21 protein-coding genes and 2 tRNA genes are annotated in these 19,166 nt (G+C 49.3%); 21 read left to right on the top strand and 2 right to left on the bottom strand.

The window, feature by feature from the left end; genetic code table 11:
• The first annotated feature begins 98 nt into the window (after positions 1 to 98).
• Genes BN161_RS05940 through BN161_RS05925 form a run of 4 tightly spaced genes read left to right on the top strand, consistent with a single transcriptional unit; the run spans position 99 to position 2,604 of the window.
• On the top strand, positions 99 to 545 hold the full coding sequence (locus BN161_RS05940; protein WP_044263839.1) for a hypothetical protein: 447 nt from the start codon (positions 99 to 101) through the stop codon (positions 543 to 545).
• Positions 546 to 566: 21 nt separating this feature from the next.
• Positions 567 to 1,061 carry a 3'-5' exonuclease gene (locus tag BN161_RS05935; RefSeq protein WP_044263833.1) on the top strand — a complete coding sequence of 165 codons (495 nt, stop codon included), beginning with the start codon at positions 567 to 569 and terminating at the stop codon, positions 1,059 to 1,061.
• 20 nt (positions 1,062 to 1,081) lie between these two features.
• Entirely contained in the window at positions 1,082 to 1,882 is an 801-nt protein-coding gene (locus BN161_RS05930; RefSeq protein WP_007211866.1) for an inositol monophosphatase family protein, read from the top strand.
• A 17-nt stretch (positions 1,883 to 1,899) separates the two neighbouring features.
• A complete protein-coding gene (locus BN161_RS05925) occupies positions 1,900 to 2,604 on the top strand; it encodes a ComF family protein (protein WP_044263832.1) in 705 nt (234 codons plus the stop codon).
• Positions 2,605 to 2,661: 57 nt separating this feature from the next.
• Here BN161_RS05925 and BN161_RS05920 read toward each other — a convergent pair.
• Together BN161_RS05920 and BN161_RS05915 are read right to left on the bottom strand one after the other, a co-directional pair.
• Positions 2,662 to 2,735: transfer RNA gene (locus BN161_RS05920), tRNA-Asn, on the bottom strand.
• Positions 2,736 to 2,754: 19 nt separating this feature from the next.
• Positions 2,755 to 2,828: transfer RNA gene (locus tag BN161_RS05915), tRNA-Asn, on the bottom strand.
• Between the two features lie 80 nt (positions 2,829 to 2,908).
• Here BN161_RS05915 and BN161_RS05910 point away from each other — a divergent pair.
• The 17 genes from BN161_RS05910 (at position 2,909) to BN161_RS05835 (ending at position 19,164) form a co-directional block, all read left to right on the top strand.
• The gene (locus tag BN161_RS05910) at positions 2,909 to 3,889 is read left to right on the top strand and encodes an adenosine kinase (protein WP_044263837.1); all 981 of its coding nucleotides are present in this window, start codon (positions 2,909 to 2,911) and stop codon (positions 3,887 to 3,889) included.
• A 10-nt stretch (positions 3,890 to 3,899) separates the two neighbouring features.
• Positions 3,900 to 5,573, top strand: a complete 1,674-nt coding sequence (locus BN161_RS05905; RefSeq protein ID WP_044263836.1) for a S41 family peptidase — start codon at positions 3,900 to 3,902, stop codon at positions 5,571 to 5,573.
• Positions 5,574 to 5,666: 93 nt separating this feature from the next.
• Positions 5,667 to 5,810, top strand: coding sequence for a hypothetical protein (locus BN161_RS29615; protein WP_209441889.1), 144 nt, complete (start codon positions 5,667 to 5,669; stop codon positions 5,808 to 5,810).
• A gap of 101 nt (positions 5,811 to 5,911) precedes the next feature.
• On the top strand, positions 5,912 to 6,502 hold the full coding sequence (locus BN161_RS05900) for a DUF3575 domain-containing protein (protein WP_044263831.1): 591 nt from the start codon (positions 5,912 to 5,914) through the stop codon (positions 6,500 to 6,502).
• 3 nt (positions 6,503 to 6,505) lie between these two features.
• Complete coding sequence (locus tag BN161_RS05895; protein WP_125910759.1) at positions 6,506 to 7,408, top strand: hypothetical protein; 903 nt, start codon at positions 6,506 to 6,508, stop codon at positions 7,406 to 7,408.
• Positions 7,409 to 7,465: 57 nt separating this feature from the next.
• Positions 7,466 to 9,109: a fimbrillin family protein gene (locus BN161_RS05890; RefSeq protein WP_081743638.1), complete on the top strand. Its 1,644-nt coding sequence runs from the start codon at positions 7,466 to 7,468 to the stop codon at positions 9,107 to 9,109.
• Positions 9,110 to 9,184: 75 nt separating this feature from the next.
• Entirely contained in the window at positions 9,185 to 10,234 is a 1,050-nt protein-coding gene (locus tag BN161_RS05885) for a fimbrillin family protein (RefSeq protein WP_081743637.1), read from the top strand.
• 268 nt (positions 10,235 to 10,502) lie between these two features.
• Positions 10,503 to 10,799: a hypothetical protein gene (locus BN161_RS05880; protein WP_044263823.1), complete on the top strand. Its 297-nt coding sequence runs from the start codon at positions 10,503 to 10,505 to the stop codon at positions 10,797 to 10,799.
• Entirely contained in the window at positions 10,784 to 11,113 is a 330-nt protein-coding gene (locus BN161_RS05875; protein ID WP_081743636.1) for a type II toxin-antitoxin system RelE/ParE family toxin, read from the top strand. The genes BN161_RS05880 and BN161_RS05875 overlap by 16 nt, the downstream gene beginning before the upstream one ends.
• A gap of 173 nt (positions 11,114 to 11,286) precedes the next feature.
• Positions 11,287 to 11,646: a hypothetical protein gene (locus tag BN161_RS05870; RefSeq protein WP_125910758.1), complete on the top strand. Its 360-nt coding sequence runs from the start codon at positions 11,287 to 11,289 to the stop codon at positions 11,644 to 11,646.
• Positions 11,647 to 11,649: 3 nt separating this feature from the next.
• A complete protein-coding gene (locus BN161_RS05865) occupies positions 11,650 to 11,985 on the top strand; it encodes a hypothetical protein (protein WP_044263821.1) in 336 nt (111 codons plus the stop codon).
• Between the two features lie 195 nt (positions 11,986 to 12,180).
• Positions 12,181 to 14,085, top strand: coding sequence for a leucine-rich repeat protein (locus BN161_RS05860; RefSeq protein ID WP_167332494.1), 1,905 nt, complete (start codon positions 12,181 to 12,183; stop codon positions 14,083 to 14,085).
• Positions 14,086 to 14,101: 16 nt separating this feature from the next.
• Positions 14,102 to 15,442 (top strand): fimbrillin family protein, encoded by a 1,341-nt coding sequence (locus BN161_RS05855; protein WP_044263817.1) that lies wholly within the window; start codon positions 14,102 to 14,104, stop codon positions 15,440 to 15,442.
• A complete protein-coding gene (locus tag BN161_RS05850; protein ID WP_044263815.1) occupies positions 15,403 to 16,647 on the top strand; it encodes a leucine-rich repeat domain-containing protein in 1,245 nt (414 codons plus the stop codon). Before BN161_RS05855 ends, BN161_RS05850 begins: the two co-directional genes overlap by 40 nt.
• 103 nt (positions 16,648 to 16,750) lie before the next feature.
• Positions 16,751 to 17,032, top strand: a complete 282-nt coding sequence (locus BN161_RS05845) for a DUF4469 domain-containing protein (protein ID WP_044263813.1) — start codon at positions 16,751 to 16,753, stop codon at positions 17,030 to 17,032.
• 141 nt (positions 17,033 to 17,173) lie between these two features.
• Positions 17,174 to 17,359 carry a hypothetical protein gene (locus tag BN161_RS05840; RefSeq protein WP_044263811.1) on the top strand — a complete coding sequence of 62 codons (186 nt, stop codon included), beginning with the start codon at positions 17,174 to 17,176 and terminating at the stop codon, positions 17,357 to 17,359.
• A 98-nt stretch (positions 17,360 to 17,457) separates the two neighbouring features.
• On the top strand, positions 17,458 to 19,164 hold the full coding sequence (locus tag BN161_RS05835; RefSeq protein WP_044263809.1) for a tetratricopeptide repeat protein: 1,707 nt from the start codon (positions 17,458 to 17,460) through the stop codon (positions 19,162 to 19,164).
• Positions 19,165 to 19,166: the final 2 nt, after the last annotated feature.

Here is a 19,166-nt window from a genome sequence, read left to right as displayed (position 1 = left end):
TTCAGCCTTCTTTTCCCCGCATGAAATAAATGTGATAACTTTCCCCGCTTCATATTTATTCGTACTTTTGGGGTGCAAAATATAAATAGATGATTCTTATGAAAACTGGAAATGCTTGTTTTTTGCTATTGATGTGTGTAAGCCTCCTGTTTACAAGTTGTGGAAACTCTCAGAGTAAAAAGGGTGAAGAGAATAAGGTGGGTGATGATAAGGATGCTCACGGTTGTATAGCTTCCGCAGGGTATACCTGGAGTGAGGTTCTGAAAGACTGCATCCGTCTTTGGGAGAAAGGAGTACGTGTAGCCGATGTGGCAGATAAAGAAAAAGCCGCCTATATTGTTTTTTCGCCCGATTCGCTGCAAGTAGAACTCTTCTTTTCTGATGACCGCCCGAGCGAAATACTGGATCGCCGCTCTTTACCTTCGGGGGGATACGCATGGAATGTAGAGGATGATGATACGAAGAATGTCCGTTTGGAGAACGATAAATGGACTATTAGTCAACGGGGAAATCTGATTTATCAGCAGGTGGAGGAACCACAATAGGATCTTTGGAATTTCTGAATTATGGAAAACTTTGCTGCCATAGACTTTGAAACAGCCAACGAACAGCGTGCCAGTGTGTGCAGTGTTGGTGTGGTGATTGTGCGGGAAGGAGAGTTTGTAGATAGCTACTATAGTCTGATTCGCCCCGAACCGGAATACTATACCTATTGGAACACGCGTGTGCATGGACTGACAATGGCGGATACGGCAAAAGCTCCGATATTTCCCACCGTATGGCAGGAGATAGCGCCACTTATTGAAGGATTACCGCTCATTGCCCATAATAAAGGTTTTGATGAGAGTTGCCTGAAAGCTGTTTTCAGAACTTATAGCCTGGATTATCCCGATTATGAATTTCATTGTACCTTGAGCACGGCACGAAGACGGATCAAAGGTTTGCCCAACTATCAGCTGCATACGGTAGCTGCCTACTTTGGTTATGAGTTGGAGCAGCATCACCATGCATTAGCCGACGCTGAGGCCTGCGCCTGGATTGCCCGGGAAATAATAGAATAACAAAGAAAAAGAATACGAATATGGATTTAGCATCACTTACCGCGAAAGTTTGTCGCATTGCTATGGATGCAGGAAGTTTCTTGAAAGAAGAGAGAAAAACTTTCCGCAGTGAAAGCGTGGAGAAGAAACATGCGCATGACTATGTGTCTTATGTAGATAAAGAGTCGGAAAAACAGATTGTTGCTGAACTTTCCGTTTTGTTGCCGGAAGCCGGTTTTATTACGGAAGAAGGTTCGGCAGTGTATCAGGATGAACCTTATTGTTGGGTAGTGGATCCGTTGGACGGGACTACAAATTATATCCATGACAACGCGCCTTATTGTGTATGTATAGCTCTTCGATCTAAAGAGGAACTCTTGATTGGAGTAGTGTATGATCCCTGTAGGGATGAGTGTTTCTATGGCTGGAAAGGTGGAGGTGCGTATGTGGATGGCCAGCGGATACAGGTTTCCAATGTGCAGCAGATGGAAGATGCTTTTCTGGTAGTTGAATTGCCTTATAACTCATGTCAATATGCCCGTACGGGAGAACATCTGATACATAATTTGTATGGTAAGGTTGGTGGTATCCGTATGACTGGTTCTGCAGCTTTGGCAATATGCTATGTAGCCGCCGGACGTTTTGATGCCTGGGCGGAAGCTTTCATCGGCAAATGGGATTATTCGGCTGCCGCATTGCTGGTGCTGGAAGCCGGTGGCCGGGTGACTGACTTTTATGGGAATGAGAACTTTATAGAAGGACATCATATTATTGCCACGAATGGATATCTGCATCCTATATTGCAACAACTGATACAAGAAGTTCCTCCGTTGGGGATGTGACATAAAGAAATAGCCTGATGAAAAATACTGTGAAATATTGGTTTGGTCCTTTGTTCCATCTTTTTTTTCCACGCTGCTGCGCAGTTTGCGGAGCATCACTTATAGAGGGTGAGGATACTATTTGTACTCGTTGCAATATAGATATGCCGCGTACGAATTACCATAAAATGAAGGATAATCCTGTAGAGCGTATGTTTTGGGGAAAGTTTCCTCTGGAACGTGCCACCTCTTATTTCTTTTATCGGAAAGGAAGTGATTTCCGCAGGATTCTGCATCAATTGAAGTATGGTGGAAGAAAAGAACTGGGAGCGGTGATGGGACGTTGCATGGCGGCGGAATTACTGCCGACCGGCTTTTTTGAAGATGTAGATGTTGTCATTCCCGTACCTTTGCATCCCCGTAAACAGAGAGCTCGTGGATATAATCAAAGTGAGTGGATTGCCCGTGGCGTGTTTCAAGTGACAGGGATACCTGTAGACACTTCTTCCGTGATTCGCGAGAAGCATACCAATACACAGACCCGTAAATCGATTTATGAGAGATGGGAGAATGTGGAAGGTATTTTTAAACTCCGCCATCCGGAACGATTAGTAGGGAAGCATATTCTGATTGTGGATGATGTTTTGACTACAGGAGCTACAACTACTGCCTGTGCTGATATATTTCGTGAGATAGGAGGGATACGTATCAGTGTATTGACATTGGCGGTTGCGGAAGCTTGATGAAGATAATTAAATAATAAAAACAAAAAAGGTTCGCCATAATGACGAACCTTTTTGCTCTTCCTCTTGGACTTGAACCAAGGACCCTCTGATTAACAGTCAGATGCTCTAACCGACTGAGCTAAGGAAGAATTTGCATCTAAGTTTTCGCTCTTCCTCTTGGACTTGAACCAAGGACCCTCTGATTAACAGTCAGATGCTCTAACCGACTGAGCTAAGGAAGAATGTTGTTTTTTCTCAAATGCGCTGCAAAAGTAATAGGATATTTTGAAATATGCAATATCTTTGCAAAAAAAATATCGAAATGGACAAAATAATTGGAATGGGCAATGCCCTTGTTGACGTTCTTGCTACTCTCAACGACGACCATATTCTTACGGAAATGGAATTGCCCAAGGGAAGCATGACCCTGATTGATGAAACGAAACTGCTGATAATCAATGAACGTTTCAGTGAAATGGAAACAGAATTGGCTACCGGGGGCTCTGCCGGAAATGCAATTCGTGGTATGGCATGCCTTGGTGCGGGAACAGGATTCATTGGTAAGGTTGGTAATGACGATTATGGAAAATTTTATCGGCAAAGTTTGTTGGAACGGGGGACAGAAGCAAATTTGTTAGTTTCTTCCGAGTTGCCTTCGGGGGTAGCTTCCACTTTTATATCACCTGACGGGGAACGTACTTTTGGTACTTATCTGGGTGCCGCCGCTACATTAAAGGCCGAAGACCTTTCGCGGGAGATGTTCAAGGGATATACTTATTTGTTCATTGAAGGTTATCTGGTGCAGGATCATGATATGATACTTCGTGCCATTGAACTGGCAAAAGAAGCCGGATTACAAATCTGCCTGGATATGGCAAGCTATAATATTGTGGAGCAAGACCACGATTTCTTCTCTTTATTGATAAACAAGTATGTGGATATTGTGTTTGCCAATGAGGAGGAAGCAAAAGCATTTACGGGTAAAGAACCGGAAGAAGCATTGGATGTGATTGCTAAAATGTGCAGCATCGCCATTGTGAAGTTGGGTGCCAGAGGATCGCTCATTCGTAAAGGGACAGAGGAAGTGCATGTGCATGCTGTCACTGTGGATGGAGTGATAGATACGACCGGTGCGGGCGATTATTTTGCCGCCGGCTTTTTATACGGACTGACTTGCGGATACTCGCTGGAGAAGTGCGGCAAGATAGGTTCTATCCTTTCAGGAAGCATCATCCGGGTGATTGGTGCAGAAATGCCTGCCGAGTGGTGGGAGGATATCAAAACGAGAATCAGTGAACTATAATAAACAGGATATGAAGAAAATACTGAAAGTACGCTGGATAGCTACCTTACTGTTAGTAGTAGGTGCAGTTGTCTTTTTTAGTTTCAAGAGTGGTGATAACCGCACTTTCCAGATTGCAAAGAACCTGGATATATTCAATTCCATCGTGAAGGAACTGGATATGTTCTATGTAGATACATTGGATCCGAATAAGACAATACGTGAGGGCATCGATGCGATGCTGTATTCTCTGGACCCTTATACGGAATTTTATCCGGAAGAGGATCGGAGTGAGTTGGAGCAGATGCTTAAGGCTTCTTATGGAGGTATAGGTTCCATCATCCGATATGAGCCGAAATTGAAGCGTACGGTAATTGTGGAACCTTACGAAAGTATGCCTGCTGCCGAAGTGGGATTGAAAGCAGGCGATATCTTGCTTGAAATAGATGGAAAAGACCTGACCGGAAATACGGATGTGAGCAAAATACTTCGTGGACAGGTAGGGACAAGTTTCCAACTGAAGGTTGAGCGTCCCGGTGAGGCAAAGCCATTGGATTTTACAATTGTCCGTAAGAACATCCAGTTGCCGTTTATTCCTTATTACAGTAAGTTGGATAACAATATCGGCTACATTAACCTGAGTACTTTTTCCGGAAATCCATCTAAAGAGTTTAAGAAGGCTTTCCTTGATTTGAAGAAACAGGGTATCACTTCACTGGTAATTGATTTGCGCAATAATGGCGGTGGTCTGTTAGAAGAGGCTGTAGAGATAGCCAACTACTTTCTGCCCCGTGGCAAGACGATTGTAACAACGAAAGGTAAGATAAAACAAGCCAGCAATACGTATAAGACCTTGCGAGAACCGTTGGATACAGATATTCCCATTGCTGTATTGGTAAATAGCGGTACTGCTTCCGCTTCGGAAATCCTGGCGGGTGCATTGCAGGATTATGATCGTGCAGTGATTGTAGGTAACCGCACGTTTGGAAAAGGCCTGGTGCAAGTGCCGCGTACATTGCCTTATGGCGGTACGATGAAGGTGACTACTTCCAAATATTATATTCCCAGCGGTCGTTGCGTGCAGGCGATAGATTATAAACATCGTAATCCGGATGGTAGTGTAGGACGTATTCCTGATAGTTTGACTACAGTATTCCATACGGCTGTCGGACGTGAAGTGCGTGATGGCGGTGGTGTGACGCCGGACGTTGCAGTGGAACAAGAAAAGCTACCTAATATTTTGTTTTATCTGGTAAATGATAATCTGATCTTTAATTATGCTACTCAATATTGCCTGAAGCACCCGACAATCGCTTCTCCCGAGAATTTTGAAGTGACGGATGCTGATTATGCAGAGTTTAAGGAAATGGTAAAGAAGGCAGATTTTAAATATGACCAGCAGAGCGAGAAGATTCTGAAGAATTTGAAAGAAATGGCCGAATTTGAAGGTTATATGAAAGATGCCTCCGAAGAATTCAAGGCTCTTGAGCAGAAACTTAGCCATAATCTGGATCGTGACTTGGATTACTTTGCGAAAGATATCAAGAATATGATTGCCCAAGATATCATTAAACGCTATTATTTCCAGCGTGGTGGTATCATACAACAGTTGAAAGATGATGATGATTTGAATGAAGCCGTGAAGGTGCTGAGCGAACCGGAGAAGTATAAGGAGATGCTGAGCGTTCCGGTTGCAAAGAACTGATTCTTTGATTACGTTTGTTCCACTTAACTGGAACTGTTGTTCCTCTTTATTGAAACAACACTTCCAGTCAAGAGAAATTTTTGTTCCAGTTATATGGAACGAAATGAAACTCCTAAAGGGGCGCGTGCGGCATCCAGGGCTTTGAAGGCTGTCGGTGCCGAGGTGGAATGTATTGAGTTTTCCGGTTGCAATCATGGCTGTCTTATAGCCCCTGCAAGCCTTTCATTTCATGAATGACCATTGTCAAAGCATGAAATGAAAGTTTTGCAGGGGCTTTTTCTTGATATGGTCTTGCGATAAATTAACAACTTTGCCTATCATTTTGAAAGCAAAGAAACATGAAGCCATTACGTACGATTCTTTTATTACTTGTTTTCCTTCTCCCGTTTGTCGCACAGGCACAGCAGAAGAAAGACAGTCCTTTTGCATTAACTACTAATTTCCTTTCGTGGGCAACTCTCGCTCCTAATCTTGGAGGCGAAGTCTATATCGGTAAAAGCTGTTCCGTGGCTGCCGATGGCAGTTTTGGCATGTGGGGCTATTCGCATACACAGCGTGCCACACAGACCTGGAGTGTGGGTGGCGAAGCCCGTTACTGGTTGCAAACCGGCGGCTCTGGTTTCCGTCGGACGCATATCGGTATCTCCGTGCGTGGCGGCAGTTTCGACAGTAACTTCTTTACTGATGGCGGACGTCAGGGAGAAGCCCTTCTGGCAGGAGTCACCATGGGCTACCGCTTTGCTTTGCGTGGCAACTGGTTTGTCGATGCCGGTCTGGGGCTGGGATACATCCATGCCCGCTACGACCGCTACATCTGGAACAAGCGTTTCGGCAAGTATGAATTCCGGAGCGAACGCACGCGTGATCTTTTCGGTCTGACTGACCTGCACGTCAGCCTGGTCTATCGTATTCCCTCCAAAAACAGATAGCCGATGAAAACACCGTTAAGATATATCGCTACCTGCTTGCTGATGCTTACTGTATTAGCCGGATGCAGTAAGAAGGAACTTTATACACACGAAGAGTTATATAAATCATCTACATCGCTAAAGATTGACCGGTCGGGAGGGTCACCGACAGCTTCCACTGTGCGGATGCGCGTGTGGAGCGCCGATGAGGCCGTAGATACCACCTTCATCATGGATGCCGGCGCTACGGTGCGTCTGGAGTTGGAGGAAAGGGAATATACCTTTGTGGGCACTCAGGATGCCGCCCATATCCGTTTCGATGGAGAGTACTTCCGTCTGGAACAGGATGCCGACGGGTTGTTCCTTGAACCGGAGGATTTCAGCGCGGGCATCGGCACTTTTGTTCCGGCCGCTCAACAGGAAAATTCATATACCCTCCGGTTGCTTCCCTTTACCCGTGAGCTGGCGCTGCGTTTCAGCCTTAGCTGTGAGGCGGACTGGCGCATCGCTTCCATCCATGCGCGGCTTAGCGGGATGGCTTCCGCCCGGCGGCTGCACGACCACGCTACCACAAGCGGCGCAGGCGGCACTATAGAACTGCCCATAGAGCGGGAAAGCGCTTCCGTCACGCGTGCCGGCAACGAACGTGTCTTTTATTCCGGCGTTCGTAACCTGCTGGGCATCCACACTGCCCAGCAGCAATTGCTTACCCTGAACCTGCGTTATACCAACGGTGAAGAGGAGACGCTGCAGCAGGATCTTACCCCTTACCTGCGCGATTTCAATGACTATGCTTCCGGTCCGGTGGAAGCCCTTACCCTGAATGCCGAAATCACCATTGCCGGACAGCCGGGAGTATCGGCGGTCATCGGCGACTGGAAACAGGGGACGGACAGTGATTTGGATGCGACGGATGAGGGGGAGTGATAGGGGGATAGAGTGATAAGATGATAGGGTGATAATGTGATAAGTAAATTATATGATATGAAGAAGTACCATTTATACTTTGCAAGCCTTTTGTTGTTCTTCTGCCTACTGGTGGGGTGCAGTGAGAATCAACCTTCCGGCGATGTGCCGGATGCTCCGGTGGCGGTCAGCTTGACGGCAGGTATCGGAAACGTTACGCTGACGCGTGCCACGGACGGAAAGTGGGAGGCAGGCGATGCCGTAGGCCTCTGCATGAACGCTGCCGGAAGCACGGAGCCTGCCAACGCAGTGTTTAATTACCGCTACGTCATTGCCTCGGCAGGTGCCGGCGGCAAGTTGCAACCGGATGGCGAAGCCAACACCGCTTATTTTCCCGCGGACGGTTCTAAAGTGGATTTCCTTGCTTATTACCCTTATGCGGGTGATAAATTAACGGAAGAGTTCCGCCTGCCTGTCGACGTCAGTCAACAACCCGCCGTGGATGTGCTGACCGCCCGGGCCGACGGGCACGACCGCAATACGCCGTCTGTGGCACTGAGCTTCAGCCACCGCCTGGTGAAACTGATATTCGTGCTGAAGGGCAGCGATACCGTAGAACCGGCACAACTGGCGGGCGCCACGCTCATCCTGAAAGGAATGAATACAAAGGCCACCTGTCTGCTGACGGACGGCAGCATCTCCGCCGCTTCCACCCCGCGGGACATCTCCGTTCCGTTGAATGCGGCGGGCACTGCGGGCGAGGCCATTGTACTGCCACGTTCCGCCGCTCCGGGCGTCAGTTTCGTGGTGACCCTGACGGATGGGAAAGAATATACCGCCACTATGAGCGAAACGCAGAATCTGGCAGCCGGAACGCAAAACACGTTTACGCTGACCTTGCGCGTCGTAACCAAGCCGGAGGAACCGGTAGAGGCTGTTGTGGAAGCTACCATCGAACCTTGGACGGATGGTATAAATACTTCCGCCGACGCTTCCGTGGTAGAGGTGAAGACACCGGACACTCCTCCCGCCGGAAGCGGCACCGGGAGTGCGAACAGTGGTTTTGAACCGGGCGATGCCTTCACCCTCTGGGCGCAGCGTATCGAAGGTGCCGGATATGCCTTCACACTGGGGGATGATAACCGTTGGAGCAGTACACCCGTGCTTTACTGGGATGTTCTGAAGGATGAACAGACCGCCTTCTACGCCTTACACACTCCGCCCGGAACGCCCTCCGGAAACCGGATGCCCGACTTGTTGGCAGCCACCACCACCACCGGCCGCCTGTCTCCCGTTTCGCTCACTTTCCGCCATCTTGCCGCACAACTGAATGTAGTGCTGAAAGCCGGTGCGGGCATGACGCAAGCGGAAGTGGAAACCGCCCTTGCCAGCCTGCCGCAAGCCATTGCGGATTATACATTGGATGGCATCACACTGGCACCGGGCAGTGCCCGCAAAGAGATTACGCTTAGCGGCACGGGCGACAAACGCAACGCCCTCATTGTTCCGCAGACCATCGCCGCAGGCGAAAACCTGCTGACGCTCACCATTGGCGGACAGCCTTACTATCTGAAATCGACGGACCGCAACGGCGTCTTTGAGGGCGGTAAGAGCTATACGCTGACCGTCACCGTAAGCCGTACGGAAGCCTCCATGAGCGTGAGTATCGGTGAATGGCAGGATGGTGGAAGCAGCGACGGAGATGCGGGGATGGAGATTTGAGAGAGGGTGATAGAGTGATAAAGTGATAAGGTGATTTATGAAATATATAAACTATTAAAACATTAAAAAAAAGACATGAGAGTAAGTAAGATTTTGATGGCTACGGCCATAGTGAGTGCTACTTTAGCCTTGGGCGCGTGCAGCAACAGTGATGAAGTGGAAGTGGTGGACATCACGAAGCCGATTCAGATGAATATTGGGGTAGGCGGCGTGACGCAGACACGTGTGGCGATTGTGCAGCCTACAGATTTTGAAACCGGTGATGCCATCGGCATCTACCTGGCAACTGCGGATAAAAACACCGCCCAGAATGAGGCGACTGCGGTGCCTGCCGCTATCGGTGCCGGTAAGGCCGTCAATAACGTGAAGTTTACCAAAACTGGCACTGGCTGGGACGGTGTCATCTATTGGCAGAACACCTCGCAGTGGCATACGCTGTATGGCTATTATCCGTACGATGAGAGTCTGACAGACAAGAATACGACTAAAAGTGTTACGGTTGCCAGAGACCAGGATAATAATAGTGGCAAGGGTTACAAGGATGCCGATTACCTGTGGGCAAAAAACACCCCCGTACTGGCGAGCACCAGCGCACAACCCATGGAGTTGCAACACAAGATGAGCCGTATCTTAATTAAACTGACGGCAGGCAATGACCTGAGTCAAGCTGAACTGGAAGAATTGGCTCCCAGCCTGAAGATTGTGAATAAGGATAATAGTGGAAATGGAATGACTCCCCTGAACGGAACGTTCGATATCAAGGATGGGTCGATAAGCATTTCTTCTACCTCTGAAAAAGCCGGAGAGATTACTCCCTATCGTGTAGAGGGCACTGTATCGGACAGTATGGATAAAGAATATACCTATTATGCCATCTTGTTGCCGGGCACTTCTTTTACAGAAAATGCAGATTTTGTGCAGCTGACCGCTACTGATGAAACCACTTACCTCTATAAGCTGGGTACATCAAGTGCCCTGACCCTTATAGCCGGTAGTGAATACGTCTTTACCTTAAGGGCCAACAAGACCGGCATCAGTCTGGGCAACTTCACCATCAAGGCATGGGCATCCGGAACCAGTGCTAGTGGTGGTGCCGATATGGTAGTTCCCGAAGTGAAGCCTTAAAAACCCCCTTCCGCCCCGGACGCCATGCGTCATAGTCCGGCACCGCCCGCTTCGCAACGGGGGCGGAACGAAAGTAGTGATCAGTCCTTTTAGTGATTAGTGCTGAACAGTTAATCACTTATCACTAAACACTCATCACTATAAAAACGCTCTTTGACATGCTGGAATAACGGATAAGTATTGTTATCTTTGTCATTGCAAAGCAATTTGCAATTGAAGCGGTTCGCAATGAAAGCGATTCGCAATATAAAAGAAAGGAGATATAGACATGGGAACAATGGATCTGAATGCATACCGCAACGAACTGGCACGCGAGATACTTGGCACGGACGATCTGGAAGTGCTGAAGAAAGTGAAGAAATACTTCGCACGCGTTGCCAAAGTGGAATCATCTGCTGCAAATGCTGTGGCGGAAGAAAAAGAAGACCTTACACCCTACACGATGGAGGAGATAAACTCGTGGATAGACGAGGCTGAGGCTGAGGAAGAAGCCGGAATACCGGGAATACCTTGGGAAGAGGCGCGTGCCGACTTGCTTAAAACATTTCCATGGCTATGCAAATAGTCCTGAGAAAGGGTGCAGGCAAACAGTTGAAAACTGCTACTGCACAAGGCAAAAGGCTGTTTGGAGTTTATGTGGCACAGCGTTTTTTTATGAGTATTGATCATCAGATTGAACTGCTTGCCAATAACCCTTATATGGGACCTTTGGAACCTTTACTTGCTGGCAGACGTCGGGCGTATCGTTCGTTGGTCGTGCACGAGCATTTCAAATTAATCTATTATGCAGATGAGCAAAAGGATATACTTTATATAACTGCTCTTTGGGATACCCGCCGCGAGCCTTCCGCCTTAGTGCGAGGCATACGCAGCAAGTAGTCCTGCAAGAAATATCCCTCCGTTATTCCAGTATGCCGCCGGGCGTTTTCGAGAAACGCTCTTTGACATGTTGGGAAACGGAAAATAAAGGGATGCTGTGCAGCGCCTTACGGGAACTTTCGTTATCTTTGTATCGTTGTATTTGACAATAGTATATATAGGAGGACAAGATTATGACAACAATGGAACTGGAAGCACAGAAAGCAATGCTGGCTCGTGAAATACTCAATACTGACAGTAGCGAACTTCTGAAGGAAATGAGTAAGGCTTACCATCGTATAAAAGCACGTATGCAAAAAGATAAATCCGTGAAGGAATACACCTGTCCGGAAGAAGATTCCGGTAGCTGCATAGTGGGCGAGCCGACTTACGAATATGGATGTGCGGTAGAGGCCGATATTGAAACAGATAGCGACGAATCCATTATTAAGGGCATCAAGAAGTCGTTGCATACACTGAGCGACATTAAGGCAGGAAGGGTGAAAACACGTCCTGCCAGAGAATTACTGAAGGAATTGGAGGAGGAGGACTAAGCAATGCTGGAAATAGTAACCTCTCCCGATTTTGACAGAGCTCTAAAGAAGTTAAAGAAGAGATACCGTTCTATGCCGGAAGATTATTCGAGACTATTGAATAGTTTAGAGAAGAACCCTTATGAAGGTATTGACTTAGGGCATGGACTACGTAAAGTACGCGTGGCAATAGCCAGTAAAGGCAAAGGAAAAAGTCATGGAGCACGTGCAATAACGTATATAGAGGCACTTGTCAGTGTAGATGAGGGGGTACTTATACTTCTTTACATATATGATAAGGCCGAGTATAGTAGCATTAGTGATGAAAAGCTTAGAGAACTGGTAGCATCAATGAAATAAAGATATCTCCCCCCCCTTTTATTCTCCGCGTCCCGCCACCCGCCTGCCCCTTGCGTGCAGCCGGATGCCGGGACGCTCCGTTTTCCCGGCAGTCATATCGTTGAAGCGGCGTTTCTTGCTATAATGAACAGTGGAAACAATAAACGAGATAATAACAATAAACGAGATAATAACAATAAACGAGATAATAACGATATGAGAACCAAACATCTGCTAATTACCCCCGTCGTCCTGCTCATGCTTGCCGTGTGCATCCCCCTGCTCACGGCCTGCCAGGCGGACCACCTGCCGGGCGTGGACGACGATGGAAACGAAGAGATACCGGCGGAAGAACTCGTAGGGAAACCCGTGAACTTCGGCGGACTGACGGTGACGGAAGTGGCGACGGATGCCGGGACGCGCGCTGTGACGCGCACTGACGTGGCTTACGAAGAGCCCGGCGCCACCATGACCGTGAAAATGACCGTAACCGTAGCCGATGGAACAACGGTAACGAAGTATGCCGACTACACCTACCGGGCAGCATCTATAGCCATCGGCACTCGGGCAGGATGGGTTGCCGACGATCCCTCCACAGCCTTATGTTGGCGTCATATCTCCAACAATCATACCTTTACAGCCTACCTCCCCGCACTGACCGATGAGGAAAAGAATGCTGCCCGAACCACCACCGGCAAGCTGGAACGTACAATCGTGCTGCCCGATGAATTTACCGCCGACAATTACCTGAAGTACGATTACCTGAGTCAGGCAAGCACAACGAGTGCTGTTTCTTCTGCTCCAATCACTTTCTCCGGCATGAAGCACCTGATGGCGCGGATTGAAGTGACGGGAAAGAATGACAAGATATACCACACGAAAATGGGTCTCTTACATATCTTCAACAGTGGCAAAACCACCTCCTCCGTAGATACCGAGACCGTCGTCACCGACGAAGCGAGTAAAGGCGAGTTGACTGGATTGTGGAAAGACGGCAACACCTTCCGCGGGTTCCTGATGCCGGGACAGGTGTTTAAGAACCAAGAAACTGCCTTGGTGAGTGCTGCGGATAATGCGACCTATTCGATAACGGCACAACCCACGGGTACAGAAACAAAGCTGACTGCCGGGCAGGTGCTTAAGGTAGAGATATTGAAGGTGCCCAATCTTACGGAGGTGACGAATTCTGCGGCAGGCAGCCTGGATTTGTCGGGAAAGTGGGAGGGCAATAATAGCAAGATAGCCATAAGCGGCCCGCTGAACGACCAAGACATTTCCACACTGGCTGCATATCTTAAGGCTAATCCCGCCATCAAAGGTGTTTATCTGCCGGAAACAGTGACTGATATAGGGTGCAGAGCTTTTGAAGGAGCTACTTCCCTGCAAGAGGTGTACCTGCCCCAGGGCTTGCAAGTGATAAATGCCAATGCCTTTAAGAACACCGGCCTGACCAGTATTGACTTCCCGGAAGGGTTGACTACTATTGGAGACCATGCATTCTACATTACGAAACTTACGAAGGTTGTATTGCCTCAAAGTTTGACCAAGTTGGATGTCGGCGCTTTCCAGGAAAACAGCTTACTGACCGTTGCTATCCTGCTTGATGGGCTTACCGAAATAGGTAGTTCTGTGTTTTTTCGCTGTACTGCCTTGAAGGAGGTTCATCTGCCCAAAACATTGAAAACAATTGGTAGCTCTGCGTTTTCTAATTGCAATTCACTCACAAGCATTAGCCTGCCTGAAAGCCTGAATAGTATAGGCCAGAAGGTATTTGAATCTTGCGGGAATCTTAATACTGTCGTATTTAACTCTTCCGCAAGCTTTGACTACCAAACGTTTTTTAACTGCTTGAATCTGACCAATCTGGTGATACCTGACGTCGACCCCTATTGGGGGTGGGGCAACCATTTTGACAATACGGCTATCGGGGGCGGAAACGGAGTCTTGTTCCTGACAGATGTCAACATTACCACCGAGGCGCAGCTGCAAGGAGGATCGATAGGTATTGGCAACAGTAATGGCATCACGTGGAAAACCATCCATTACGGCTACACGGGCGAGGGTGACGTGACCAACCCGGAGAACTATCTTTATCATTATCCTACTAACTCTAATCCCTGACATATACGCTATAGCTATGAATAAGATTAACCTGTATGCATCTGCCGCCACGCTGCTGGTACTTCTGATCTGGACCACCGTTGCCTGCCGCGACGACGACAGAACCCCGGACGGCACGGGAAACGGCCGGCAACTGAACTTCGGCACACTGAGCACCCGTACGGGAAATGAAGTTTCCACCGGTTTTGAAGCTGGAGCCACGTTGTGCGCCTACCTCTCTTGCGGAGGAAATGCGCCCCAAATTGCTACTCTGACTTACCATAAGGATGGCGGTGGAGATGGCTACTGGTCGTCTGACCCGGCACTGTATTGGCAGAGCACTACACAGACCACTATTCTGACCGTGTATCAGGAAGTGGGAGCCCTTGGGAATGTGAGCGACGGCAAGAGACCGTTCACCCTCACCGCCACCAATAAAGAGAACTGGAAGAAGCTGGACGTGGTGGCCAAGTCGACATCGGTGAGCACCTCACCGCTGCCTCCCATCACGTTGGAACACTGCATGGCTATGGTGAAAGTGACGCTCGCCTCTACCGATATCGATTTATCGAGTGTTTCCGGGGTAACGGTGAAAATGACGCTGCCCACCCAAGGAGAGCTCAGCCTGACCGACGGAACCGTGTCGAGACAAGCGGAAAGCACCACTGCCGACATCGCCTTCTGTCAACTAAATGCCGGCACGCAGGAGTTCTACGCACTGGCCTTGCCGGGAAGTACCGGCACGCGGGAGATAATAATCACCGTGAACGGGATAAATTTCAAATATACGGCTTCCGAAGAGATTAGCTTAGCGGCCGGAAAATGCAGCACTTATGCGCTGAAGCTGAACCTGAATGGAGTGGTGATGATAAACACTAAGGTGGAAGGATGGGAGGAGGTTTCGGCCGAAGGGACAACCAGCAATGATGTCCAGTTTCTGGAAGCATCAGAGGGCGGCTTGACTGCCCAGCTGGCGGCATTGCCCGAAGCACAGAAGGGGATAAAGAAGATAGGTATAACAGGTAAGATGGATTCCAATGATGTCGCTGCGTTGAACAAATATATCAAAGATAACAATATCACAGACCTGACCTTGCTGACGGAGAATGGATTTCCTAGCAATGACTGTTATAAAGACTGCACCTCGCTGAAGAACGTTGTGCTGGGGGAAGCATTTACAAGTGTCCGCGCTGGTGCGTTCGATGGATGCACTGCATTGGAGAGTGTAAATACAAGCAATGTCACCGATATAGGTAATTCGGCATTCAAAGGATGTAGCTCATTGAAGAGTGTAGATTTGCAGCACATCAAGGTTTTACCTTCTGGTGCATTTGAGGGTTGCATAAAACTGGAAGAAGTGGGAGTACGCGAAATATAACCACCATTAACGGTGGATTTTCCGCTGACTGCCCCTATGCCAAGAGCGTAACGGTACTTAATGAAGAGAACTATCCTAACCTGACAAAAATTGATGCAACCCTAGGGCTTAATCTCACAGAAGTGAACTTGCCCAAGCTTACCTATGTAGGACAGTATGGACTTCAGACATCCTCACTGGAAAAAGTGTACCTGCCTGGTGTGACTTATGTAGGAAACCAAGCCTTTACTTCAGAGAAAATCGCTACGATGACACTGGGCATCACTAATGCGTCGACCCAGTTGGTCGCAAGCTGGAACTACCGAGCCAAAATTGGAACACTGCATCTGCCGAATGCTGTAGGTGAACTGAAAAATCTGTATACAAGCCCCATTCAGAATCTGGATGCCCCCCAGATAAGCGGCATAGCCCAAGGACTGTTTAAAGACTGCGCATCGCTTGTTACGGTAAATGCACCCAATGTGACATCCATAGGAGCGGAAGCCTTCTCCGGTTGCACAGGGCTGACCATGGTAGATGTCTCTAGCGCTACCACCCTAGGGATTTCAGCCTTTAAAGGCTGTAAGAATTTGGCCACATTGATAGTGTCTCCGCTAACTTCCCTGGCAAACAATCTTTTTAACGGCTGTGAAAAGTTCGATTACTTTCAAACGCATAAGGATACGATTAAAAGCGTCGGGGTGGGGACCTTTTCAGGAAGTGGGCTCACCCACTTCTTGTATGATGGAGCAGGTTCGTTGCCGGAGAATGCTCTTTCTGCCTGCACATCGTTGAAGACGGTAGAGATAAGGAAGCTGCAAGGGGCAGTAGGGAGTAGGGTATTTAATGGATGTTCCAATCTCGAAACCGTCATCATGACCGGGGATGCATATGAATTTGCGGACTATACATTTAATGCTCTAACAAGCGGAAAGTTGGACTTCGTATGGGGCATCAGTTCCAGTAGTATTAGCAAAATCAAATTTTCATGGGATAGTGCGTCCTTTGGAGGAGGAACTATTATCAATAACCTTTTCCTGACAGAGATTACATCGCAGACTGAAGCTTCCGGCCTAAAGGAAAAACTGCTGAAAACTGGGGATAACGAAGCCTATTGCAGTGCCGTCAATAACGTATACTACGGCTATACCGGCTCCACCCCCGCAGCCACCGCCTCCGTTGCAGAATTGACCGCCCCCAGCAACTATACAAAACTATCCCCTTAATATCCCGCAAACGAAATCCCCCTCTTCCCCTCACCGGGGGAGGAATGGGGCACTCGATAGAATCAACTATTAATTATCAACCCTCTAAACCATCAAAAGAACAATGGCAAAGACCTCTCAACGAGCCAAGCTCGTACTTATCCCCGCCGCACGCCTCTTTCCCAACACCCCCACGCAGGTGGGCTTCGTGATGCCCGCCGGGGCGGAAGAAGGTTCCGTATGGCAAGTGAAGCTGTGCACGCAGCTGTCAGGCAACGGCAGCCTAATGCTGAAGGAGCCCCGCACGGTGACGATGGACGACAACTTCGTTGTAGGTCAGCCCGCCGAAGACAACCCGGGCGGCGGCAGCGGCGGTGGCGGACTGGATGAGAACCCGCTGGGATAGGAGGGGCTGTCACCATAATTAGTTTACATAATAAATAGGTAACTAAATGAATGATGAATTATGAATTTAGCTGTGCAGGTTGAAAGCCTGATAGCGGCAGTAGTATCTCAATTGTCAACTGTCAATTAATCTAATAGTCTTATGGAGCACTCCGGCATCTTGAACAACTTCCTCTTTATCCTGTTTCCCGCCGTCCTTGCGGTGGAGCTGCTGATACTATCCGTCTCCTTCTTCCGGCAGATGCGCCGCAACCGCCGCCGGCGCCGCGAGCTGGAACGGAAGTCGCGCGAGCTGGACGGCCGCCTGCGTGAACTCACCAAGAGATGAGCCATCTTTCCCCCGCCCGGCCGTTGCATATCCATGAACAATTCGTATCTTTGTGCCAGTGAATGAATTAGCAATAGGAGATTTACAGCATGACAACAATGGACTTGAATGCATATAAACTGGAGAATAGAAGTATGGGATACGTTTTTATGTGCAAGAAGCTGCTAATACTTTCTATATTCTTTCTCTTCTCCCTCTCCCTCACCGCCGGAGAAACCGCCGCCCGCCCCGCCGCCAGCATCCACTACATGGACAGCATCTACGTCACCCGCCCCCGCCTTGCCCTGCAAATGCTGGACAGCCTGCGCCGCTGGAGCGACGCCAACGGCTATCACGCCCCCGCCACCCGTTCTTACGTCAACCTGGTGTCGTGCCTTGCCAGCATGGTGGCCGACCAACTGCGCCCGGCGCGCCACTACGGACAGGAAACCGTGGCCGCCGCCCGTGCCGAAGGCAATCCCGAGCGCGAAATGCTGGCCATCGTCCAACTGTGTGCCATCAGCGGGTACCTGGGCGACGACGAAGCTTTGGGCTACTGGGCGCAGGAACTGGAGAAACGCAATGTCCAGACCCTGAACTCCCCTTGGTATAAGGCCTATTCCTCCCTCTTCTATGCCAATGCCCTCCGGATGCGCGGCGAACGCTCGGAGGCCTGGAAGTACCTGCAGAAGCTGATTCAATCTCTGGATCAATTGGAAAAGTGTGTCAACATGAAGGTTGAGGTTATTCCGGAAGCTGCCATTCTGCTGGGCGAAATGAATCGCCACGATGAGGCCATAGCCTTGCTGGAACAGGCTGTCCGCGACACCGAGCAGACTGAGCTTTCTCCCATATTGGATGAGCAGGGGCGCGCCCTCATCCTGATGAACTACTACGAATGCCTCATGGTGCAATATCTGGCTTCGGGCCGTGCGCAGCAGGCCGACCGCTGCTATCGGCTGTACAGCCAGCTCTCCGCCCGCTATCCCGGAATGGAAGTGAGGTGCCGGCTTCCGGGGCAATACCTGATGCAGGCGCACCGATATGCCGATGCCGAAGCCTATGCCCGCGGTTGCCTGGACAGGCAGTTGCAGCACCCCGACAGCATCTCTGAGATTACGAAAACCGCCGTCACCCTGCTGGCCGACGCCTGCCTTGCGCAGGGCAAAAAGGCGGAAGCCGCCACCCTCTACCGCCGTGCACTCGTGCTTGGCGATAGCCTGGCCATGCGCGAACGCCGACAAGCTTATATGGAATATAGCCTGATGAGTGAAGTGAGCAGTTATGAAGATACCATCCGGCGGCAGAAGTCGGAGTTGCAACTCCACCAGACGACACTGGCGGTCAGCGGCATACTGGCATTCATGGTGTTGGTGACTATCTGCATGGGCATGAGGCAGATGCGTCGGCAGCGCCGCTTCAACCGCGAGTTGCGGGAAGAAAACCGTCTGAAACAGCAGGCCGAAGATGAATTGGCACGCCTCAAAGAGTTGATGCAGGACCGCACATTGTCCACCGTCACCGCCACCGCCCCGGCAGAAAATACGCCGGAGGATATTATCCTAAGTCTGAAGGAATTGGATGAATGGCTGACGGAAGAGAACCGCTTTGCACAACCGGACATGGATATAGAAAAAGCCGCCCAGCATAGTGGCGTGAGTAAACGCGAACTTGCCGAGCGGTGTATGAAGTATAAAGAAAAGCCTTTCAACGAGTATCTGGCAGAACTACGCCTGGCTTACTCTTGCCAGAGGCTGACCGACGACGATTTCCCAACGATAGAAACGGTGGCACAGGAGTCGGGCTTTGCCTCGGTGAGTACTTAGGG

This window comes from Bacteroides timonensis, from assembly GCF_000513195.1.
Classification (GTDB): Bacteria; Bacteroidota; Bacteroidia; order Bacteroidales; family Bacteroidaceae; genus Bacteroides; species Bacteroides timonensis.
The sequence above is the reverse complement of the archived record's forward strand: the minus strand, read 5'-3'. Positions and strand labels throughout refer to the sequence as shown.

Excerpts from the sequence above, each read along its gene's own strand:
- BN161_RS05940 (WP_044263839.1), top strand. The coding sequence starts at position 99 with ATGAAAACTGGAAATGCTTGTTTTTTGCTATTGATGTGTGTAAGCCTC.
- BN161_RS05935 (WP_044263833.1), top strand. The coding sequence starts at position 567 with ATGGAAAACTTTGCTGCCATAGACTTTGAAACAGCCAACGAACAGCGT.
- BN161_RS05930 (WP_007211866.1), top strand. The coding sequence starts at position 1,082 with ATGGATTTAGCATCACTTACCGCGAAAGTTTGTCGCATTGCTATGGAT.
- BN161_RS05925 (WP_044263832.1), top strand. The coding sequence starts at position 1,900 with ATGAAAAATACTGTGAAATATTGGTTTGGTCCTTTGTTCCATCTTTTT.
- BN161_RS05910 (WP_044263837.1), top strand. The coding sequence starts at position 2,909 with ATGGACAAAATAATTGGAATGGGCAATGCCCTTGTTGACGTTCTTGCT.
- BN161_RS05905 (WP_044263836.1), top strand. The coding sequence starts at position 3,900 with ATGAAGAAAATACTGAAAGTACGCTGGATAGCTACCTTACTGTTAGTA.
- BN161_RS29615 (WP_209441889.1), top strand. The coding sequence starts at position 5,667 with ATGGAACGAAATGAAACTCCTAAAGGGGCGCGTGCGGCATCCAGGGCT.
- BN161_RS05900 (WP_044263831.1), top strand. The coding sequence starts at position 5,912 with ATGAAGCCATTACGTACGATTCTTTTATTACTTGTTTTCCTTCTCCCG.
- BN161_RS05895 (WP_125910759.1), top strand. The coding sequence starts at position 6,506 with ATGAAAACACCGTTAAGATATATCGCTACCTGCTTGCTGATGCTTACT.
- BN161_RS05890 (WP_081743638.1), top strand. The coding sequence starts at position 7,466 with ATGAAGAAGTACCATTTATACTTTGCAAGCCTTTTGTTGTTCTTCTGC.
- BN161_RS05885 (WP_081743637.1), top strand. The coding sequence starts at position 9,185 with ATGAGAGTAAGTAAGATTTTGATGGCTACGGCCATAGTGAGTGCTACT.
- BN161_RS05880 (WP_044263823.1), top strand. The coding sequence starts at position 10,503 with ATGGGAACAATGGATCTGAATGCATACCGCAACGAACTGGCACGCGAG.
- BN161_RS05875 (WP_081743636.1), top strand. The coding sequence starts at position 10,784 with ATGGCTATGCAAATAGTCCTGAGAAAGGGTGCAGGCAAACAGTTGAAA.
- BN161_RS05870 (WP_125910758.1), top strand. The coding sequence starts at position 11,287 with ATGACAACAATGGAACTGGAAGCACAGAAAGCAATGCTGGCTCGTGAA.
- BN161_RS05865 (WP_044263821.1), top strand. The coding sequence starts at position 11,650 with ATGCTGGAAATAGTAACCTCTCCCGATTTTGACAGAGCTCTAAAGAAG.
- BN161_RS05860 (WP_167332494.1), top strand. The coding sequence starts at position 12,181 with ATGAGAACCAAACATCTGCTAATTACCCCCGTCGTCCTGCTCATGCTT.
- BN161_RS05855 (WP_044263817.1), top strand. The coding sequence starts at position 14,102 with ATGAATAAGATTAACCTGTATGCATCTGCCGCCACGCTGCTGGTACTT.
- BN161_RS05845 (WP_044263813.1), top strand. The coding sequence starts at position 16,751 with ATGGCAAAGACCTCTCAACGAGCCAAGCTCGTACTTATCCCCGCCGCA.
- BN161_RS05840 (WP_044263811.1), top strand. The coding sequence starts at position 17,174 with ATGGAGCACTCCGGCATCTTGAACAACTTCCTCTTTATCCTGTTTCCC.
- BN161_RS05835 (WP_044263809.1), top strand. The coding sequence starts at position 17,458 with ATGGACTTGAATGCATATAAACTGGAGAATAGAAGTATGGGATACGTT.